The sequence below is a fragment of the Paenibacillus farraposensis genome (genome assembly GCF_020736845.1).
Taxonomy (GTDB): Bacteria; Bacillota; Bacilli; order Paenibacillales; family Paenibacillaceae; genus Paenibacillus; species Paenibacillus farraposensis.
Genome location: NZ_JAFFQR010000079.1, coordinates 155481 through 173823 on the forward strand (window position 1 = coordinate 155481; position 18343 = coordinate 173823).

An 18343-nucleotide genomic window follows, 5' to 3' on the forward strand; every position below is an offset into this window, starting at 1 on the left:
TGCTTGACCCAAAAAATAAAGCTCGTATTTCCGCTGCGCAACTGTTAATGCGAACAGAAATACGAGCTTTATTTACGAGGACCGCGCATGATCGTGATCTGTGTTACTCCGAAAGGGCAGGTCGTTAGTCAATCAAGCAGCCTGCCGTACAGGCCTGATCAGGAGGGCTTACGCAATCTGCCCAGCTCAGAGACAACGGCTTCAACCTCTGAAATACTCAGGTTAGGCTTGTTTATCACCATTTCGTAGACATCATGGATGTCCTCATATTGCTCCAGCGAAAAAGCGGAGGCTTGCATCGCCGCTCCACTCGCCATACGCAGCTTGGTTTTAATACCTTCGATCATATGCTCAATGTTGGCATGAGACGGTACAGACAAATCCATTGTTTATGTTCCATCCTTTCATAACAGGGGAAGTTGCCTGTATTGTATCATGTTTTTGTTGTAGAATGTACTGAAAGCCGGAATACCGATAAACAACTGAACCAAGGAGGATGGACAACGGTGTCTTTGCATAATCGAGCTTCCGCACCCGGTCGCTCCCCCTTAACAGATCATGTAGAGAAAACAGACCGTGAAGGGCTCGCCCGGTTCTTTCGGGAAATTCATGATCAGCATGCTATAGATCAATTAACCTTTGTTTGTATCGGTACGGATCGATCGTCGGGTGACTCGCTGGGACCGCTGGTTGGCACCATGCTCAAGGAGCAGGGATTTCCACACGTGATTGGCACAATGACAGAGCCGTGTGACGCGGAACATCTGGTTCCGTATCTGCAGCGCATTCCTCAGGACCATCATGTCATCGCCATAGACGCTTGTCTTGGACAGCAGGGCTCGACAGGGATGTATCTTGTTGCCCGTGAGCCGCTGACTCCGGCCCGATCCGTTGGACTGGCTCTTCCATCTGTCGGACATTATAGCGTCGCAGCGATTGTGAACGAGCGCAGTCCCAAGCCCTATTGGACCTTGCAAATGACGTCGCTTCACCTCGTCATGACGATGGCTGCGCATATTGCTAACACAGCGGCTTCTCAATTTGGCCTAAGCTCGGATAAGCAGGATTCCCCAAGGGGGTATCGTTTCAGATATTGATGGTCTGCTTAATAATATATACATCGAGAGGGAAGGGTTCACATGAGTACTGTCGGCTTCCGCTTTGCCCGTCCTTTTAGTAGCGGGTGAGCAGGATCAGGCCGTCCCTCCAGCCCGGATGTTTACATCGGATCGTACGGGGGTAACTCAGGTTACTATACCGAAGGCTGGGCACATGAGCCTGTTCGAAGCACCGAAATTATTAGCGGGTGCCATTTCGTCATTTTTGGAACAAAATTTGAAGAAGCAAGCTTGAAGAAAAATGCAATAACCGGAACTCTCTGACACCATAATCAGAGGGTATCCGTTTTTTTTGTGCAGCCCGTTGTTTTCGGTGTGACACTCTACTCATCCGGTATATTTTATTTCTTTCAGGTTTGTTGTGTCCCGCTGGATAGCGTGTAAAACATCTAATCCATTTTGCTTTTGTTCAAGGCAAACGCTGTCGGCAACCCGTCAATACTCTCCAAATTTTTCTCATAAGCATACTTTTTAAGCGCTTCTTCCCCCATCTGAATCGCGACTTCCTTCAGCTTTTTACGTTCGCTCGTGTATGTCATAAAGGGAACCGCAAAACCACATGAATTCTGCACCATGTGAACGTCCACAACAATGATTTGTCTAGCTCCGGGGAGCGGATTGAAAAGCGGGTACAGCTCATCCCATTGATGGGTATCAGGCAGCACGACTTTGCCAGTTCCGTAGAGCTTTAATACACTAGGCGCGCCCTCAAATGCACAGAACATGAGGGTTACCCGTCCATTCTCTACAATGTGGGCGCTTGTCTCGTTGGTGCTTCCCGCCAAGTCGAGATAGGCTACCTTCTGATCCGACAGAATGCGAAAGGAATCATAACCCTTGGGGGAAAGATTGACGTGTCCCTCCTGGGATAGCGGTGCTGATCCTACAAAGAAAACGTGCTGCCGCTGTATAAATTCTTGATATTCCGGTAATATTGAGCTAAATCGATTAGCCATGCTTAATCATCCTTTCCTGGTAGATGATAATCGAATATTTTGTTTCAATGGAAAATAAATATTAAGATATAAGTGTGGGTTAGTAGCTTATTATATCGATTTATTTTTGTTTCATATGAAACAAAAATAACATAATGCCGACAGAGGATCAACCATTATTTTTGCGATTGCCGTATGGGTGGTATTTGGCTTTTGGACAAGGATGTCATACAATCAGAAGGAACAGGGTTCTGCTTGTCTAGACATCGGGATGAAAGGAAGGGAACGGCTTGCTAAGAAAAGATTACTTGCTCAGCATGATGGAAGAATTGACAACCGCCGTAGCAACCGTACTCGGACTAAGACGTGAAAATAAACACGTCGAAGCGCTGAATCAACTAGATGATCTGCTCAATAAGCAGTTTCGTCTGCGTTCAGATTTGCTTAGACGATTGCCGCCGGAACAAATTATTGAACTCTTCCGCCTGGGTCCTGGAATTGAAGCAGACAAGCTTCAGCAGGTCGCTCGTATTTTGGAAGAGGAAGCTGTAATTTACAGGGAAACCGGCAGAACGGATGAGGGAATCCGGATTTTGATGAAGTCCCTCCATCTATATTTATACAGCGATTCACAAGGTGCGGCTCGTGAACTGCAGGATCTGCCTGAACGGATTGCGTGTATCGTTAATTTGTTGCAGGAATACGAGCTGCCCTCTGAAACTGGCAAGCTGCTGGCTGCTTATTATGAGCGGGAGGGCGGGCTGGACAAAGCCGCCGATGTTTGGTTCGGGCTGGCATGGGAGCAGCCGGAGCTGCGATCGGAAGCAGAGTCATTTTACCGTCAACTGCTGGACAAGACCGATTCGGAACTGGAGCGGGGTGGAATTTCACGCCAGGAAGTCACCGAGGGTTTGGCTGAGATTACCCAATTACATGGAAGAAAGTGAGATGTACCTTTTGGATTCACTGCGTGAGCTTATATACAAATTGACCACAGGAGGCTCTCTGATAACGGCGACGCTAAGCCAGCTGCGCAAACGGGAGGAGACTTCTTTTACTAAAGTGCACATCAAGCCTGTGGAATTGAAAAACAAGCTGCATTACCAGTTTGCTTTTCATTACAGCAACAAAGTTATTCATGAGAATCTGACCCCTGACGAAGCCTATGAGCGCATGACGGCGCTGTTTGAGGATACGTTCCGGCAAGGGCTTTTATGTGCCAAAAATGCGGACTATCAGGTGTTGATCAGCAAAAAATATAAAGTATCCATTTTGACCAAATCACCGAGTAAAAGTAAAGCCGACCTGTCTCATAATCGCAGAAAGCAATACGTGCTGGAAGAAGGGGAGCGCATCCCGTTCCTGATTGAATTGGGGATTATGAATGAGGACGGTAAGGTGCTGGCCCGCAAGTACGATAAGTTCCGCCAAATCAACCGTTTCCTTGAAATGGTGCAGGATGTACTGCCTAACCTGCCCGTAGGACGTCCTTTGACGATTGTCGATTTTGGCTGTGGCAAATCGTATTTGACCTTTGCCTTGTATCATTATTTAGCTATTCAGCAAAAGAGACCTTTACAGATCGTCGGTCTGGACTTGAAGGCAGATGTCATTGAAACCTGTAACCTTCTGGCTCAAAAGCTGCAATACCGCCAGCTGGAGTTCATGGTCGGTGATATCGCGGACTATAACGAACTGGAGCAGGTGGATATGGTCGTTACCTTGCATGCCTGTGATACAGCAACGGATGCGGCGCTGGAGAAGGCCGTGCGCTGGGGAGCGTCCGTCATCTTGTCGGTTCCGTGCTGTCAGCATGAGCTGTTTGGCCAGCTGCAAAATCCGGTGCTGGAACCACTGCTTTCCCACGGTATTTTGAAGGAGCGTTTTTCTGCGCTGGCCACAGATGGAATCCGGGCCAAGCTGCTGGATATGATGGGGTATCGGACACAGCTGCTGGAATTTATCGACATGGAGCACACACCTAAAAATATTTTGATTCGTGCCGTCAAAGGCCAGACGGGAGAGAGGTCAGCCCTATGGCGTGAATATACGGCATTTCGCGATTTTATTCATGCCGATCCTTATTTGGAGCATGCTTGTGCGGATTTGCTTCCCGAGGGTGCAGGGAAGACGAAGACACACCGTTAGAAATATAGTAAAAGTGGGGCCACACATTGGGGCTCCACTTTTTTTGTAGCTTACAGTTTACGATTTACTATTTGCCATTACAGGTGTTCCCATTGCTCCATAAGTTTTATAGCTGCAAAGCTTCTATCCGCCATAGGCGCTTCTAAATGCGGCGCACAGGGTGCCGCGATCCACATTCCATAATGCCGCGAGTTCCTCGCTGACATCTTCGTCCCACCAGTCGCATAACAGCTTGCGGTTGCTTCGGTTATCTGCTATCCAGATCAGGTGTCCTACAACCTTGCGACAGTATAGCTCCTCACCCTGCTTGACCAGTTCGGGAGTAATGTGGACGGGCAAACGCTTGCGGGCGCGGTACAGCTCCTTGCTGCAGGCGCGCCGAATTCCACGGGCGGTTGGCAAACGGGATTGTGGATTGTCATGTTTGGGGAATTTGCCGGGAGGCATATCGTACCCCCTCCTCTCTTGTTCAGCTTATGCGGACAGAAGGTCAGGGGTCACTGGCGCCCCTGCATGAGTGAAGTGGCGACTTGTTCAGCCGCTGTGATAAACTGATAGAAGCTGTGATAAGCTGATAGAAATAGAGCGAAAAAGGCGGGGAGTTGGCAGAGAGATGGATTACATATCTAGTATCATTAATTATTTGTTTGAGATCATCCGTAGTCTTGGATATTTCGGGATTATGCTTGGGCTGATGGTTGAAGTCATTCCGAGTGAAATTGTGCTCGCGTACGGTGGTTTTTTGGTGTCTTCGGGTCATATTAATTTTTTAGGTGCGGTCTTGTTTGGAACCACTGGCGGGGTGCTGGCTCAGCTGTTTATTTATTGGATTGGACGTTATGGCGGCAGGCCGGTATTGGATAAGTACGGCAAATACATACTTATCAAAAAGAGTCATGTGGACCACGCTGAGGCTTGGTTCAACAAATACGGTACAGGGGTCATTTTCACAGCTCGCTTTATCCCTGTTGTGCGTCACGCGATCTCAATCCCTGCCGGCCTCGCTCGAATGAACGTATGGCGCTTTATTATTTTGACGACGCTGGCGATTATACCCTGGTCTGTTCTGTTTATTTATTTAGGTATGGTGCTGGGAGACAAGTGGGAGCAAATCGATGAAGTGGCTGCACCTTACGTCAAACCGATTCTGCTGGTTGCCCTGGCGCTCTTGATCATTTATTTTGTCATCAAATGGATTATTGCCAAAAACAAAAAAGGGAGTGCATGACATGAGCCAAACGAATGTATCGCAGTATTTTGGTACGGGCTTGAGCCCCGAGCAGTTTATGGAGGGAATGGAGAAGAACAAGGAAGCTTTCCGCTCCTGGTACGATCAGTTTGTATGGAGCCGTAAAGAGGATCAGGAGTTTTTTGACAGCTTGAACCATCGGGATGATCTGCGTGTGCTTATTTTGGCTGCCGACTGGTGCGGCGATGTGGTACGCAATGTGCCGGTTGTATTCCGTGCACTGGAGAATAGCGGCATTCCAACCGAAGTATTGATTCTGGAAAATCACCAGGCGTTGATGGACGACTTCCTGACCATGGGCGGACGTGCAGTACCGATTGTGATTTTTGCCGATACAGGAGGGCACGTACTGGGTCACTGGGGACCACGTCCTGCCCATGTCCAACAAATTATGATCGAGTTCAAACGTGAAAATCCGGATCGGGAAGCGGATGATTATCAAGAAAAAATTGCGGTGGCCCGCAAACAGATGGCTGAAAAATATGGGGAGGGAACCGAGGCTCATCCTGTAATTGTTCAGGAATTGCGCGAGCTGATCTCGGGATTTTAAATGATGACGTTATCTATTCGCAGCTTTAATCTCGGACAACTCCAAACGAATGCCTATTTGCTTCAAGGGGATGATCCGCAGCGTGCCGTTATTATTGATCCGGGGATGAATCCGGGGCCACTGCTGAGAGCGATTGAACCGCTCGCCATTGAGGCGATTTTGCTGACGCATGCCCATTTTGACCATATCGGCGGCGTAGAGGAGATTCGCAATGCCAAAGGGTGCCCGGTTTACCTGCATCCCTTGGAGCAGGATTGGCTCACAACGCCTAAGCTGAACGGCTCCTTGATGTGGCCGGAGGTGTCCCCACCGATCTCGACGGCACCTGCCGAATATGATTTGGCGGAAGGCCAGCAACTGGACCTGATCGGGCACACATTCAAGGTGCTTCATACGCCGGGGCACTCACCTGGCAGCGTGAGCTTTTTGTGTGGCAAGGACCTCTTCTCCGGGGATGTACTATTCCGTCAGGGTGTCGGACGCACGGACCTGCCTGGTGGCCGGGAACGGGATTTGTACGATTCTATTCAAAACAAATTGTTCCTGCTTGGAGATGACGTTACTGTGTATTCCGGTCATGGACCGAAAACATCTATCGGTTATGAAAAAGCCAATAATCCATACATCCGGTAAAAGGTATGGATACATTAATGGGGCAGAACCGAGACCCGACAGCTTTTGCCCCTCTTCGACAACAAATTAAAAACTATGTCTAGACAAAGGTTTTTATTTTTGTTAACATAAATTTATTGAAGTTACATACTAAACTCGCGAAGCACGCAAGCTGTGGATGAATCCCGGTTTGCGTTCTTTTTTTGCCTATGAAGAGGATAAAATGACATGAGGCCGTTAGATTACAAGGAGGGAGCAATAATGAAGAGAAAATATAAATATAAACTGCAACGTGAAAATGGAGACAGCCTCCGTTATTCAAAAATAATAGAAGATGAAGCTTTCGTAATAGGCTCCGAGCCGAGGATCATAACCTGGAAGCAGGCAACAAGGCCGGCCTGCGCCCTTACACAAAAATGGCATACCAGGCTAAAAGAACGCAGACTGGAGCGTGGAGACGGCCGATTTTGAAGATACATAGATGATATAGACAAGCTACCTTTTTTTTAGTAGACTTAGCAGATAAGTTCAGACAAACGGGGGGCTATCGATGCATCATTTAGGAGCTAGAATTATGATCGTCGCGGATGCTTTTGAGCAGAATCTTCCTGTGGGCGAACACGGTTATATCATTGCTTACGACCGTAATGCGGACAATGCTTTTGACTATATCATTCGCGTCCCGAAGGTGAATCGCAACTTTTTTGTACCATCCGGGGACATCGAGCTGGAAGAAAATATTCTTAAGCTGGAAGCCGAGCGGATTGAGCGCGAAGCGCTGATAGATTACGCCCTTGCTACTCATAATGAGGAGCTGTTCAAGCATGTTATGAACGGCGGTCTTGATTCGATAGAGGCTGAGGAAGAAGAAATCGCGGCAGAGTTGTTGTCACAGGCTGATTTTATCAAACAAGTTAATTTGCGTGCTTGGATATAAGGGGGGCTGCTGCTGCCAACTCTTTTTAAGAATATAGAACAGCACGATCTTTTGTTCCTATAGTTTTCTCGAAAGGCACCGAGAGGTGCTTTTTTTATATCTCTTTAGCGGTATTGACCTCATTGACCTACAGTTTGCTTCTGTACCGCGTCAAAGATTGAATTGTAAAAGGTTCTATCCTATAATTAAAAGCGTTATTTCAAGTTCGGTGCAATATTTTTTAATACACATGAGGAGGTTTTTGTATGAACATTTCAACGGAGGATGTCCGTCACGTAGCCAGGCTGTCGCGGTTGAATCTGACCGCAGCCGAGGAAGAAACGATGGCAGGGCAATTGAACGCAATTCTCCATTATGCGGAGAAGCTGAACGAGCTTGATACGGAGCAGGTAAAACCGACCACTCACGTACTGCACGTCAGCAATGTCATGCGGGACGACGAAGTTCGCGACAGTTTGACACAGGAGCAGGTTATGCGCAATGCGCCTGAAGAAGAAGACGGACAGTTTAAAGTTCCTGCTGTTTTGGAATAGAGTGTACATTTGAAAGGAGGATGCGAATTGAGCTTGTTCAATAATACATTGCCGGAAATACATAACAAGCTGCATCAAAAGGAAATTTCTGTGAGTGATTTGGTGGGACACGCTCTGGAGATGATTGATGCGCGGGAAGAGAAGATCAAGGCTTACATTACCGTTGACGAGGAGCAGGCCCGTGCATCCGCACGTCAACTGGATGATCAGTTGGTTTCGGGACAGGAACGCGGGCTGTTGTTTGGCCTGCCGGTTGGTATTAAGGATAATATCGTGACAGAAGGGCTGCTCACAACATGCGGAAGTCAGTTTTTGAAAAATTTTAATCCGGTGTATAATGCCACGGTTGTCGACAAATTAAGAGCAGCACAAACCGTGACGCTCGGTAAAATGAACATGGATGAATTCGCCATGGGCGGCTCTAACGAGAACTCCAGCTTTTTCCCGGCACGTAACCCGTGGGATCTGGAACGTGTACCTGGCGGTTCCAGTGGCGGCTCGGCAGCGGCTGTAGCAGCGGGCGAGGCTTATTTTACCCTTGGCTCTGATACTGGCGGTTCCATTCGTCAGCCCGCTTCTTATTGCGGCGTAGTTGGTTTGAAGCCAACCTACGGTCTGGTATCACGTTATGGCCTGGTGGCCTTTGCTTCCTCTCTGGATCAAATTGGACCGATTACCAAAAATGTCGAGGATTCGGCGTTTGTCCTGCAGGCGATTGCAGGCTACGATCAGAAGGACTCCACTTCTGCAAAGGTTGACGTTCCTGATTATTTGAACGCTTTGACAGGGGATGTAAAAGGACTTCGCATTGCTGTCCCTAAAGAATATCTTGGTGAGGGCGTCGATCCGCAGGTCAAGGAAAAAGTGCTCGATGCCTTGAAAACGCTGGAAGGACTGGGCGCGGTATGGGAAGAGGTATCTTTGCCGCACACGGAATATGCGGTAGCTACATACTATCTGCTGGCTTCGTCCGAGGCGTCATCGAACCTGGCCCGTTTTGACGGCGTTCGCTATGGTGTGCGTTCTGACAATCCGGACAACCTGCTGGATCTGTATCATCAGTCCCGTACGCAGGGCTTCGGCCCTGAGGTGAAGCGTCGGATTATGCTTGGAACCTATGCACTCAGTTCCGGCTACTATGATGCCTACTACCTGAAGGCTCAAAAGGTGCGTACACTGATTAAACAGGATTTTGACCGCGTATTTGAGCAATATGATGTCATTATCGGACCTACCGCGCCGACAACAGCTTTCAAAATCGGTTCACAGGTGGGTGATCCATTGACAATGTATTTGAATGATATTTTAACGGTTCCGGTGAGCTTGGCAGGGGTGCCAGCCATTAGTATTCCTTGTGGGCTTGCAGATGGACTTCCGGTTGGACTGCAAATCATCGGCAAAGCTTTTGACGAGTCTTCAGTGCTGCGTGTAGCGCATGCATTTGAACAACATACCGAATTTCACAAGCAGCGTCCGCAGCTGTAATTTAGCGAAAAGGAGGGAAACTATTCATGTCTACAACTACATCCAAATATGAGACGGTCATTGGACTTGAAGTCCATGTGGAATTGCATACGAAGTCTAAAATATTTTGTGGATGCTCTACATCCTTCGGAGCGCCGCCAAACTCACATACATGTCCAGTATGTCTTGGACATCCAGGCGTGTTGCCGGTATTGAACCGGCAGGCTGTCGATTATGCGATGAAAGCAGCGATGGCGCTCAATTGCACCATTGCTGACGTGAGCAAATTTGACCGCAAAAATTACTTTTATCCCGATTCGCCGAAGGCTTACCAAATCTCGCAATACGATCAGCCGATTGGCGAGAACGGCTGGATTGATATCGAGGTGAACGGTGAGACCAAGCGTATTGGCATTACCCGACTGCATTTGGAAGAGGACGCCGGTAAATTAACCCATGTGGATGGCGGCTATGCGTCGTTGGTTGATTTTAACCGGGTCGGTACGCCATTGGTCGAAATCGTGTCGGAGCCGGACATCTCTTCGCCGGAAGAAGCGAAGGCTTATTTGGAAAAAATACGCGCCATCATGCAGTATTGTGAAGTATCCGATGTGAAGATGGAGGAAGGCTCGCTTCGCTGTGACGCTAATATCAGCCTTCGTCCACGTGGACAACAAGAGCTGGGAACCAAAGCGGAGCTGAAAAACATGAACTCTTTTCGCGGCGTACAGCGCGGACTAGAGTATGAGCAGTTCCGGCAGGAGCAAACGTTGGAGGAAGGCGGAACCATTGTACAGGAGACTCGCCGCTGGGATGAGGCTCAAGGCAAAACGCTGTCCATGCGCGGCAAGGAAGAGGCGCATGACTATCGTTATTTCCCGGACCCGGATCTCGTTACATTGTATATCGATGAGGAATGGAAAGAGCGCATTCGTGCATCGATTCCTGAACTGCCTGACCAGCGTAAAGCTCGCTACACTTCGGAATATGGATTGCCTGAGTATGATGCACAAGTAATTACGTCCTCCAAGCCACTCGCTGACTTGTTCGAGGATAGCCTTCAATACACCAAGGATGCCAAAGCGGTATCCAACTGGATTATGGGGGATTTGCTGGGCTATTTGAACAGCGCGAGTGTGGAACTGTCCCAGGTTAAGTTGACAGGGCGAGGCCTGGGCGAAATGATCGGACTGCTGGAAAAGGGAACGATCAACAGCAAAATTGCTAAAACGGTCTTCAAGGAAATGCTGGAGAGTGATAAGCTGCCTCAGCAAATTGTTGAAGAAAAAGGGCTTGTGCAAATCAGTGATGAGGGCGCGGTCATGACAATCGTTGAACAGGTTGTAGCAGCCAACCCGCAATCGGTTGAGGACTACAAAGCCGGCAAGCAAAAGGCCATCGGCTTCCTGGTCGGTCAAGTGATGAAGGAGAGCAAGGGGAAAGCCAACCCTGGCCTCGCCAATAAATTGCTGACTGAAGTGTTAAACCGCTAATGGCATAGATTTGACAGAGGGCTTGTCTTTTTGGACAGGTCCCTTTTTGCATAGAGGCTGGGAACGGTTGGACAGGAACGAGGTTTTGAAGCGTGATGCATATTACGAGTTTTCTTTAGGAGGAAAACAGGATGGTCACTATATGTTCATTGAAAGACGACGATATCGTGGGCCAAATATGGCGTCTTCAGCACGTTGCCTACAGGCTGGAAGCGGAACGAATTGGATTTGCTGAAATTCCGCCCCTGATGGATACATTTGATACGCTAAAAAGCTGTGGAGAGTCCTTTTACGGGTGGATGGAGGACGGCGAACTGTTAGGAGCGCTGGCTGTGAAGGCGGAGTCGCCTGATTCGCTTACCCTCACACGTATGATGGTTCATCCCGGCCATTTTCGCAAGGGAATTGCCGACTCCTTGATGAAGCATGTTTTGAATGAATACCGTAATATATCGCTGTTTATCGTTTCCACAGGAACTTTGAATGCTCCCGCAACAGCACTCTATCAAAAGCACGGCTTTCGTCCTGTGTCGGCGGCTGAGGTCGCCCCGGGCGTGGAATTAACCACCTACCATTTCCATAACGTGAAATGATGTTGATAGAGGGGAGTACGACATAACCGGGAGGAGGGATTTGAGTGAATAATCCGTGGATTATCGATGATTCACATATCATTTTACGGCTTTTACTATCCATGCTTCTCGGTGGATTTATTGGCTTTGAACGTGAACGCTCCAATCACGCTGCCGGTTTGAGAACCCACATTATGGTCAGCCTGGGTTCAACACTGATTATGCTGCTCTCCATTTATGGTTTTGTTGATTTTATTAAAGAAGCCAATGTCCGCGTAGGTCCAGCCCGTTTGGCTGCAGCGGTGATTACTGGCGTAGGCTTTTTGGGCGCAGGGACAATCTTGTTTACTGGCAAAGCCATCACCGGCTTAACAACAGCCGCTTCCATTTGGGTCGTGGCAGCGATTGGCCTTGGTGTTGGAGCGGGCTTTTATTTTCCGTCTATTGCAGCGACAGTGCTTGTGCTTTTAAATTTAAGGGTATTTAATAAGTCGAACTGCTGTATATGCGTGGACGCGAACGTCACCTGATTACATTGACCGGATTGTCCTCTCATGGATTGCTGGAGCAAATTTCGGCTTATTTAGAGCAAGGAAAAATTGAAATACGCAAAATAACGATTAAAGAACATGAGCATGTTCCTCTTCATGAAGTGCACTCAAATCGGCAAACTATAGAGATTTTTCTGGAAGTATTGTCCAGCAGTGATTTTGATCCAGTACGTATTGCGGCTGAGTTGCGACAGTGGGAAGATGTAGCGGCAGTTTCCGTAGAATGAGGGGGTTCCCCATTTTTTTCAGTTACCCTTGAATCTGATTGGGGTACTATTTAACCATCAAAGTCTTTTTCAACGGAGTATGTATGAATTCAAAGGGGAGGATGGCATGAACTCGGAACAACCGTTGCCGTCTGAAGAGGCCGGGCGACTGCAAGAGCCAAAGCACCGGGAACAGTCCCCACGGGGTAGGCGTATACAATACGCCAAATTTCGCAAAGGGATTGCCATTATCATAGCCGTATTGTTACCTGGGCTGGGGCATCTATTTTTGGGCTTGTTTATTAGGGGACTTACATTTATTGTATTGCTCCTGCTGGATATTTTTGCGATGCTGTATGTTTCCTCTGACGGTTTGATGATCAACATCCCGTTGCTTATTTTGCTGGGATTGTTCATCCCTGTTTTGTATTTTTACAATGTGTACGACGTTTTACAATCAGCGGATTACATGGTTCATTACCGCCGCAAGCCGGATCGTTATTCACGAATGGATGCTAGAGGTCACCAAAGCAGTCCTTTTTATGAATGGGAGAGAGGCTTGGCTTTTGCTGTACTGCTGGTTGCAGGTAGCGGACTTATGATTCTGTTCCGCATGAAGCCTCGCTGGCTGGGCATTTTCTTTGAGGATTATGGATTCCTGACGCTGGCCATTTTGTTAATACTGATGGGTTTATGTATTTTTCTGCGGGAAATGGTCCTGTCCATAAAGCGGAAAAAGTTGAAGGAAAGAGGGTGAAGCTGGCGTGCACCGCAAAATAAGAGTCGGGCGCTACACTGCTTCTCTTTTGTTGATAGCTGTAGGTGTTCTGCTTATCGTAGATGTGTTCCAAAATACAGAATATATGCTTCAGCTTCTGGTGTGGTGGCCCGTAATTTTCGTGCTTTGGGGACTGGAGTATCTTATTTTTTTTGGTGTGTACCGCAAAAAAGGAAAGTCCGACAATGGTCGGCGTTTCAGACCTGATCTGAAAGGAATCATGTCTGCTTTGGTAGTGGCCATTTCCGTTTTTATTGTGACCCAGCAAAATCATTATATGTACCTGTGGAACAGGGTCAGTCTTAACCTGACGTCAGCCTCTATGGATTTTAGCCAGGCCAAAGAGAATCGATATGATATGGGTGGTGTGCTGGTGCCCGTAACCATGCAGACGTCTGATTTGGTGGTGGATTCGGTTAATGGGGATATAACGCTGATCAGGCGGCCTGTATCCAACGTAGAGGTTCGTGGGACTTTGTGGGTGGACCAAGCGCCTGCTGCCCAAGCGGACAAGATTGCCCAGGCTTCTTCCCTGACTTCTACCGACGGCAAGATCATTCAGATTCGTCCGGAGGTACAGTCATATGGAGCATCTAGCAAACGTCAACCCCGTATGAATATGCTGATTACAGTACCGGAGGACCGGCGGTTCAATTTGCAGATCAGAACGTCTAACGGGAATATTACTCTGAACGGAGTAGATGCCATCAACAGCATCCGGCTTGAGACCGGCAACGGGAATCTCATCGTCAATGATGCTATCGGCAACGTCAAAGGGACGACCCTGAACGGTCAGGTCAAATTGCATCGGATTACCGGAGACGTGGATATGAGAACAAACCGCGGCGACATGCAGACGGGAGATATTGATGGTGCCGTAGCACTGTACACGGCGGTAGGCGATATTGGGCTCGCACGCACAAAAGGGGATATCACAGCCGATACTCAAAATGGGAACATCAATGCATTGGACTTTACAGCCAAGCTCAATGCCAATTCGCTTAATGGTACGATCAAGGTGCATAGCAGGCAGGTAGGCGGAGATTGGCAAATATACAGTGCTGTTGGTGATATTGTATTGGGGCTTCCGTCGAATGGAGATTTCCAGTTAGAGGGTTCTAGCAGTTATGGCAACCTCCAGACCGACTTTCCTTTTAAGATAGAAAGCAAAAGGATTTCAGGCCAAAACGGGACTGGAAAATACACGATCAACGTAGAGGGCAACAGTAATTTGATGATTAATAAGTTGCAGATGCCGTCTTTGCCTGACTTGAATGAATCCGGGCAACCGACAGTGCCTAATTTAATTAAAAGCTCTCTCGATGAAACGAAAGCTCCCGTTGCAGCCGTCTCCACAGAAACATCTGTCGATGCTGCGGCGCGTTGACAAGAAACTTGGATAGACCGTACAATATGATTAGGTCTAAAATGGCGTTAAATAGATGATTTATACATGGAGGATCGTAAGTAAGGGATAAGGCGGTGGACATATATGGCAGCAGGCGTCCAGCATGCTTTGGAACTTCTGAAGAAGACAGGTGTACGCATAACACCCCAGCGCCATGCCATATTGAACTATTTGATGGAATCTATGGGACATCCGACTGCAGATGAAATATATCGCGCACTCGAGTCCAAGTTTCCAAGCATGAGTGTGGCTACGGTTTATAATAACTTGAAGATGTTTATAGAAGCGGGTATGGTACATGAGTTGACCTACGGAGATAACGCCAGTCGCTACGATGCTAATGTTTCAGAGCACTATCATATCATTTGCGAAAAATGCGGGAAGATTGAAGATTTTAGTTATCCGTATTTGACTGATGTGGAACGCCATGCCGCGTTGGAGACAGGCTTTGAGGTAAGTGGACATCGAATGGAGTTATACGGAGTATGCAAAGATTGTAATCACAAACATTCGTAACGAAGCAAAGAGCAGAAGTTTTTTTTTGATGAGCTATGCATATATTGTAAGGGATTGGAAACGTGAGGAATTCCCCATTAGCGGGGATTTACCGCGTTTTTTTGTTTAAAGCACTTTTTAGAGTAATCGAAGATTCTATAATGGAGGTTCAATATTGGCCAGAAATCATTCCAGACGCCGCCGTAAGCGTTCGCGCTTCAAAGGGACGGCAGGCTTGCTATTGCTCGCAGCGATCATCTGCGCAATTACTGTCGTAAGGTATGGTAATCCCTTGCATGAGAAACCCGATTGGCAGGGCAGTGTGCGTCCTGTTTTTATCCAGGGCAAGTTAACCGGCTATGAAGCCCAGAATGCTGGCAAGAACATGCTGATACCGCTTAAATTGGTGCAAAGTCAAATTGATTCTACAGTTCGGTATGAGGATGACAGCCAAACCATCATTTTGGCGACAAAACAATACTTGCTCCATATGAGCGTTGCGAAGGCGCAAGGAGAACTGAACGGCCAAGCCTATACGCTCTCCGCTACCCCTCAGGTGATTAATGGAGAGGTGTACATCCCTATACAAGCCGTCCGTGAAGTGTATGGTGTGTCCGTTCACGAAGATCCGGTGACAGGTGCAGTTATCCTAATGAGGGCCGGGGAGAAGGTTAAGCTGGGAACCATTGAAAAGAAGGATGGGCAACAGGATGCTAAAATTGCATTACGCGAAGAAGCCTCGACCCTATCTTTTATTTTGACAGATATGCCTCAGCAGACAAAGGTGCGCATTTGGTCCAAACAGGGTGATTGGTATTTTGTTCAATTGGATAATGGCTATGCAGGATACGTTAAAGCGGATAATGTTTTAGCGTCGGGAGAGCTTGCGGTGCCTTCAGTTAAGGACAACTTGTCCATCTCCGAGAAGCATTGGAAAGGTAGACCGGTTAACCTCGCTTGGGAGGCTGTGTACAATCGTAAGCCTGATCCTTCTAAATTTGATCCTATGCCCGGGGTTAATGCGGTAAGTCCTACTTGGTTCAGTGTTGTTGATTACGAGGGTACCGTTGAAAGCAAGGCAGATCCGGCTTATGTCCGCTGGGCGCATCGCAAGGGGATGGAGGTATGGGGCTTGCTGAGCAACAGCTTTAATCCCGAAATAACGACAGAAGCACTATCCACCTTCGAACGGCGCAAATCGATTGTGGATCAGATGATTTCGTTTGCCCAGGAATATGATCTGGACGGTATTAACATTGATTTTGAGAATGTTCATACAAAGGACGGGCCTAATGTCACTCAATTTTTGCGAGAGCTTAAGCCCATGGCTCGAGCGCATGATTTAATATTGTCCGTTGATGTTACGCCCAAATCTCAAAGTGAGATGTGGTCTGCTTTTTTGGATCGAAAATCGTTGGGGAATATTACGGATTACCTCATGGTGATGGCATATGATGAACATTGGGCTGCCAGTCCAGAGGCAGGTTCTGTCGCCTCGCTGCCGTGGGTGGAAACGTCAATGAAGCAAATTCTGCAGGAGGACGAGGTCCCGCCACAAAAAGTAGTGCTAGGGATTCCTTTATATACCCGCGTATGGTCCGAGACTCCTGAAAAAGGGAAAACAAAGGTTACCTCCAAATCACTTGGCATGGAGTCAGCAGCGGCCATAATAGAGAAATTTAAGTTAAAGCCCCGATTCAGAGCTTCCGAAGGCCAAAACTATGTGGAATACACTGAAGACGGTGTGGCCAAAAAGATTTGGCTGGAGGATCGGGTATCCCTGATGGCCAGAGTGGAACTTGCCAAATCCCTGAAACTTGGAGGGATAGGTGTATGGAATCGGAACTTCGCAGCTGCAAGCGCATGGGAAACTTTAAAAAAAATAAATAATTAAGCATAAAAATTATACAATTGAAGAAGGAAGTTGCTTCTTTATGTAGAAGTGTTCACGTATATCCAAATTTAGCGGTTGAACCTAAGCCGCTTTGCAGATATGGAGGGAGAAGTGCAGCAAACCAAATTAAGCCTGATGTATAATGAATTGTTGCAGCAAGATTCAATAGGAGCTATTTCGTACAGGAAGCCTGGAGAGTATTTTCTCGGAGAGATGTTGTACGACTTTGATGAACTCATTCTAATTATCGGAGAAGACCAAAAACCTGCCCGGTTTATACAGCATTTACTTATGAATGGATTAAGATGTCAGGTATTATATGCAACACTTGATTGTCTGAAGGGCTGGATTATCGTTGGTGAACAAGCCAACGTTATAGATTACTTGCTGGAAGGCCGTATCGTTTGGGAGCGGGATGACAGAGTCCGTCTTCTAAAACAGGAAATTGTTGAATTTAATGATCCATTACGGGAGCAGAAAAGGTTTCACGAGTTTTCCCGCTTTCTGGTCAATTACGTTCATGGAAAAAGGGCGATGCGGGAAGGTCGAACCATTGACGCGTATCAAAGAGTCTTAAAGGCGTTAGATCATTGGACGTCGATTGAACTTATTGAGCGGGGTATTTATCCGAAGGTACATTTATGGTATCAGGTACAGCCATTGGATCGGACGGTCTATAAGCTGTATAACGAGCTTACACTAAGTACGGAAACGATGGAGCAGCGGATTGAACTGGTACTGCTTGCTTGCGAATTTTCAGTCATGTCAAAAATGGAAGAGTGCTCTTCCCTGCTTTTTCGTATATTAGGAAGCAGACAGGAGCCTTGGTCAATAGATGAACTCATGAATCATCCTGAGCTAAAAAATCTTCAACTGGATCTTACCGTCGTGCTCCGCAAACTGGTGTACCGTTCACTTATTAAAGAATCAGCCGCTGGGGATTTTAAGGACCGCGGACATAATCGTGAATTGCGTTATTCCCTTATTTAATGGGCAAGAGTAGAATGTCAGAAAGAAAGGTCATCAAGCTGACTTTTCTTTCTTTTTATATATAGATAAAGTTACACGTAGTTTAAATGATATACATTTTAATTTTGGTTGACGAGTATATAAATGATATGTTAAGTTATAACTCGCCCCATTAAGCGGCATGAATAATTTATAATTGTTTACAACAGGATAAACATGTTGCATCAAGCGAAAAATTAACCTAAAAAATTAATTTGAAAAAATGCTTGACGAAAAATGAGGTTATGTGTTATATTATTTAAGTCGCCGCTGAAACGCGGTGGTGAAACAAAGTAAGAGCAAAAGCAAGACGTTAATGAATGTTTGATCTTTGAAAACTGAACAACGAGTGAGTACGGATTTTGTTCGCAAAATCCAATATGAGATTTATA

At 47.1% G+C, this 18343-nt stretch carries 20 protein-coding genes and 2 pseudogenes; 19 read left to right on the top strand and 3 right to left on the bottom strand.

Annotated features, from left to right (window positions below; all coding sequences use genetic code 11):
- Positions 1–158: 158 nt before the first annotated feature.
- On the bottom strand, positions 159–386 hold the full coding sequence (locus JO375_RS13365; RefSeq protein ID WP_229524934.1) for a DUF1128 domain-containing protein: 228 nt from the start codon (positions 384–386) through the stop codon (positions 159–161).
- Between the two features lie 120 nt (positions 387–506).
- Here JO375_RS13365 and yyaC point away from each other — a divergent pair, with 120 nt between their 5' ends.
- Together yyaC and JO375_RS13375 are read left to right on the top strand one after the other, a co-directional pair.
- Positions 507–1097 (top strand): spore protease YyaC, encoded by a 591-nt coding sequence (gene yyaC, locus JO375_RS13370; protein ID WP_229524935.1) that lies wholly within the window; start codon positions 507–509, stop codon positions 1095–1097.
- A gap of 46 nt (positions 1098–1143) precedes the next feature.
- Positions 1144–1353, top strand: a pseudogene (locus JO375_RS13375) (alpha/beta fold hydrolase); the annotation flags it as partial.
- A 154-nt stretch (positions 1354–1507) separates the two neighbouring features.
- On the opposite strand, the gene JO375_RS13380 reads toward JO375_RS13375, so the two are convergent.
- Complete coding sequence (locus JO375_RS13380; protein ID WP_229524937.1) at positions 1508–2074, bottom strand: pyridoxamine 5'-phosphate oxidase family protein; 567 nt, start codon at positions 2072–2074, stop codon at positions 1508–1510.
- Between the two features lie 269 nt (positions 2075–2343).
- On the opposite strand from JO375_RS13380, the gene JO375_RS13385 reads away from it, so the two are divergent.
- Entirely contained in the window at positions 2344–3000 is a 657-nt protein-coding gene (locus JO375_RS13385) for a DUF6483 family protein (RefSeq protein ID WP_229524938.1), read from the top strand.
- Positions 2987–4201: a class I SAM-dependent methyltransferase gene (locus JO375_RS13390; RefSeq protein WP_229524939.1), complete on the top strand. Its 1215-nt coding sequence runs from the start codon at positions 2987–2989 to the stop codon at positions 4199–4201. Before JO375_RS13385 ends, JO375_RS13390 begins: the two co-directional genes overlap by 14 nt.
- 123 nt (positions 4202–4324) lie before the next feature.
- On the opposite strand, the gene JO375_RS13395 is transcribed toward JO375_RS13390, so the two are convergent.
- Positions 4325–4648 carry a dehydrogenase gene (locus JO375_RS13395; RefSeq protein WP_229524940.1) on the bottom strand — a complete coding sequence of 108 codons (324 nt, stop codon included), beginning with the start codon at positions 4646–4648 and terminating at the stop codon, positions 4325–4327.
- 166 nt (positions 4649–4814) lie between these two features.
- On the opposite strand from JO375_RS13395, the gene JO375_RS13400 reads away from it, so the two are divergent.
- From JO375_RS13400 to JO375_RS13470, 15 genes and pseudogenes are all read left to right on the top strand, one after another.
- On the top strand, positions 4815–5429 hold the full coding sequence (locus JO375_RS13400) for a DedA family protein (RefSeq protein WP_229524941.1): 615 nt from the start codon (positions 4815–4817) through the stop codon (positions 5427–5429).
- A gap of 1 nt (position 5430) precedes the next feature.
- The gene (locus JO375_RS13405) at positions 5431–6000 is read left to right on the top strand and encodes a thioredoxin family protein (RefSeq protein WP_229524942.1); all 570 of its coding nucleotides are present in this window, start codon (positions 5431–5433) and stop codon (positions 5998–6000) included.
- Between the two features lie 3 nt (positions 6001–6003).
- Positions 6004–6633, top strand: a complete 630-nt coding sequence (locus JO375_RS13410) for an MBL fold metallo-hydrolase (RefSeq protein WP_229524962.1) — start codon at positions 6004–6006, stop codon at positions 6631–6633.
- Positions 6634–6873: 240 nt separating this feature from the next.
- Positions 6874–7083, top strand: a complete 210-nt coding sequence (locus JO375_RS13415) for a hypothetical protein (protein ID WP_229524943.1) — start codon at positions 6874–6876, stop codon at positions 7081–7083.
- A 79-nt stretch (positions 7084–7162) separates the two neighbouring features.
- Positions 7163–7549, top strand: a complete 387-nt coding sequence (locus tag JO375_RS13420) for an ATPase (protein WP_229524944.1) — start codon at positions 7163–7165, stop codon at positions 7547–7549.
- Between the two features lie 245 nt (positions 7550–7794).
- Entirely contained in the window at positions 7795–8082 is a 288-nt protein-coding gene (gene gatC / locus JO375_RS13425; RefSeq protein WP_229524945.1) for an Asp-tRNA(Asn)/Glu-tRNA(Gln) amidotransferase subunit GatC, read from the top strand.
- 27 nt (positions 8083–8109) lie between these two features.
- Complete coding sequence (gene gatA, locus JO375_RS13430) at positions 8110–9567, top strand: Asp-tRNA(Asn)/Glu-tRNA(Gln) amidotransferase subunit GatA (RefSeq protein ID WP_229524946.1); 1458 nt, start codon at positions 8110–8112, stop codon at positions 9565–9567.
- Positions 9568–9593: 26 nt separating this feature from the next.
- Entirely contained in the window at positions 9594–11039 is a 1446-nt protein-coding gene (gatB, locus tag JO375_RS13435; protein ID WP_229524947.1) for an Asp-tRNA(Asn)/Glu-tRNA(Gln) amidotransferase subunit GatB, read from the top strand.
- 131 nt (positions 11040–11170) lie between these two features.
- On the top strand, positions 11171–11632 hold the full coding sequence (locus tag JO375_RS13440; protein ID WP_229524948.1) for a GNAT family N-acetyltransferase: 462 nt from the start codon (positions 11171–11173) through the stop codon (positions 11630–11632).
- Between the two features lie 44 nt (positions 11633–11676).
- Positions 11677–12389, top strand: a pseudogene (locus JO375_RS13445) (MgtC/SapB family protein).
- Positions 12390–12495: 106 nt separating this feature from the next.
- On the top strand, positions 12496–13125 hold the full coding sequence (locus JO375_RS13450; protein ID WP_229524949.1) for a hypothetical protein: 630 nt from the start codon (positions 12496–12498) through the stop codon (positions 13123–13125).
- 7 nt (positions 13126–13132) lie between these two features.
- Complete coding sequence (locus JO375_RS13455) at positions 13133–14533, top strand: DUF4097 family beta strand repeat-containing protein (protein ID WP_229524950.1); 1401 nt, start codon at positions 13133–13135, stop codon at positions 14531–14533.
- Between the two features lie 105 nt (positions 14534–14638).
- A complete protein-coding gene (perR, locus tag JO375_RS13460) occupies positions 14639–15070 on the top strand; it encodes a peroxide-responsive transcriptional repressor PerR (protein WP_229524951.1) in 432 nt (143 codons plus the stop codon).
- A 154-nt stretch (positions 15071–15224) separates the two neighbouring features.
- Positions 15225–16943 (top strand): glycosyl hydrolase family 18 protein, encoded by a 1719-nt coding sequence (locus JO375_RS13465; protein WP_229524952.1) that lies wholly within the window; start codon positions 15225–15227, stop codon positions 16941–16943.
- 111 nt (positions 16944–17054) lie between these two features.
- On the top strand, positions 17055–17933 hold the full coding sequence (locus JO375_RS13470; protein WP_229524953.1) for a nucleotidyltransferase-like protein: 879 nt from the start codon (positions 17055–17057) through the stop codon (positions 17931–17933).
- Positions 17934–18343: the final 410 nt, after the last annotated feature.

Bases quoted from the DNA above. Each gene is read 5' to 3' on its own strand.
- JO375_RS13365 (WP_229524934.1), bottom strand. From the start codon at position 386: ATGGATTTGTCTGTACCGTCTCATGCCAACATTGAGCATATGATCGAA.
- JO375_RS13380 (WP_229524937.1), bottom strand. From the start codon at position 2,074: ATGGCTAATCGATTTAGCTCAATATTACCGGAATATCAAGAATTTATA.
- JO375_RS13390 (WP_229524939.1), top strand. From the start codon at position 2,987: ATGGAAGAAAGTGAGATGTACCTTTTGGATTCACTGCGTGAGCTTATA.
- JO375_RS13395 (WP_229524940.1), bottom strand. From the start codon at position 4,648: ATGCCTCCCGGCAAATTCCCCAAACATGACAATCCACAATCCCGTTTG.
- JO375_RS13400 (WP_229524941.1), top strand. From the start codon at position 4,815: ATGGATTACATATCTAGTATCATTAATTATTTGTTTGAGATCATCCGT.
- JO375_RS13405 (WP_229524942.1), top strand. From the start codon at position 5,431: ATGAGCCAAACGAATGTATCGCAGTATTTTGGTACGGGCTTGAGCCCC.
- JO375_RS13410 (WP_229524962.1), top strand. From the start codon at position 6,004: ATGACGTTATCTATTCGCAGCTTTAATCTCGGACAACTCCAAACGAAT.
- JO375_RS13415 (WP_229524943.1), top strand. From the start codon at position 6,874: ATGAAGAGAAAATATAAATATAAACTGCAACGTGAAAATGGAGACAGC.
- JO375_RS13420 (WP_229524944.1), top strand. From the start codon at position 7,163: ATGCATCATTTAGGAGCTAGAATTATGATCGTCGCGGATGCTTTTGAG.
- gatC (WP_229524945.1), top strand. From the start codon at position 7,795: ATGAACATTTCAACGGAGGATGTCCGTCACGTAGCCAGGCTGTCGCGG.
- gatB (WP_229524947.1), top strand. From the start codon at position 9,594: ATGTCTACAACTACATCCAAATATGAGACGGTCATTGGACTTGAAGTC.
- JO375_RS13440 (WP_229524948.1), top strand. From the start codon at position 11,171: ATGGTCACTATATGTTCATTGAAAGACGACGATATCGTGGGCCAAATA.
- JO375_RS13450 (WP_229524949.1), top strand. From the start codon at position 12,496: ATGAACTCGGAACAACCGTTGCCGTCTGAAGAGGCCGGGCGACTGCAA.
- perR (WP_229524951.1), top strand. From the start codon at position 14,639: ATGGCAGCAGGCGTCCAGCATGCTTTGGAACTTCTGAAGAAGACAGGT.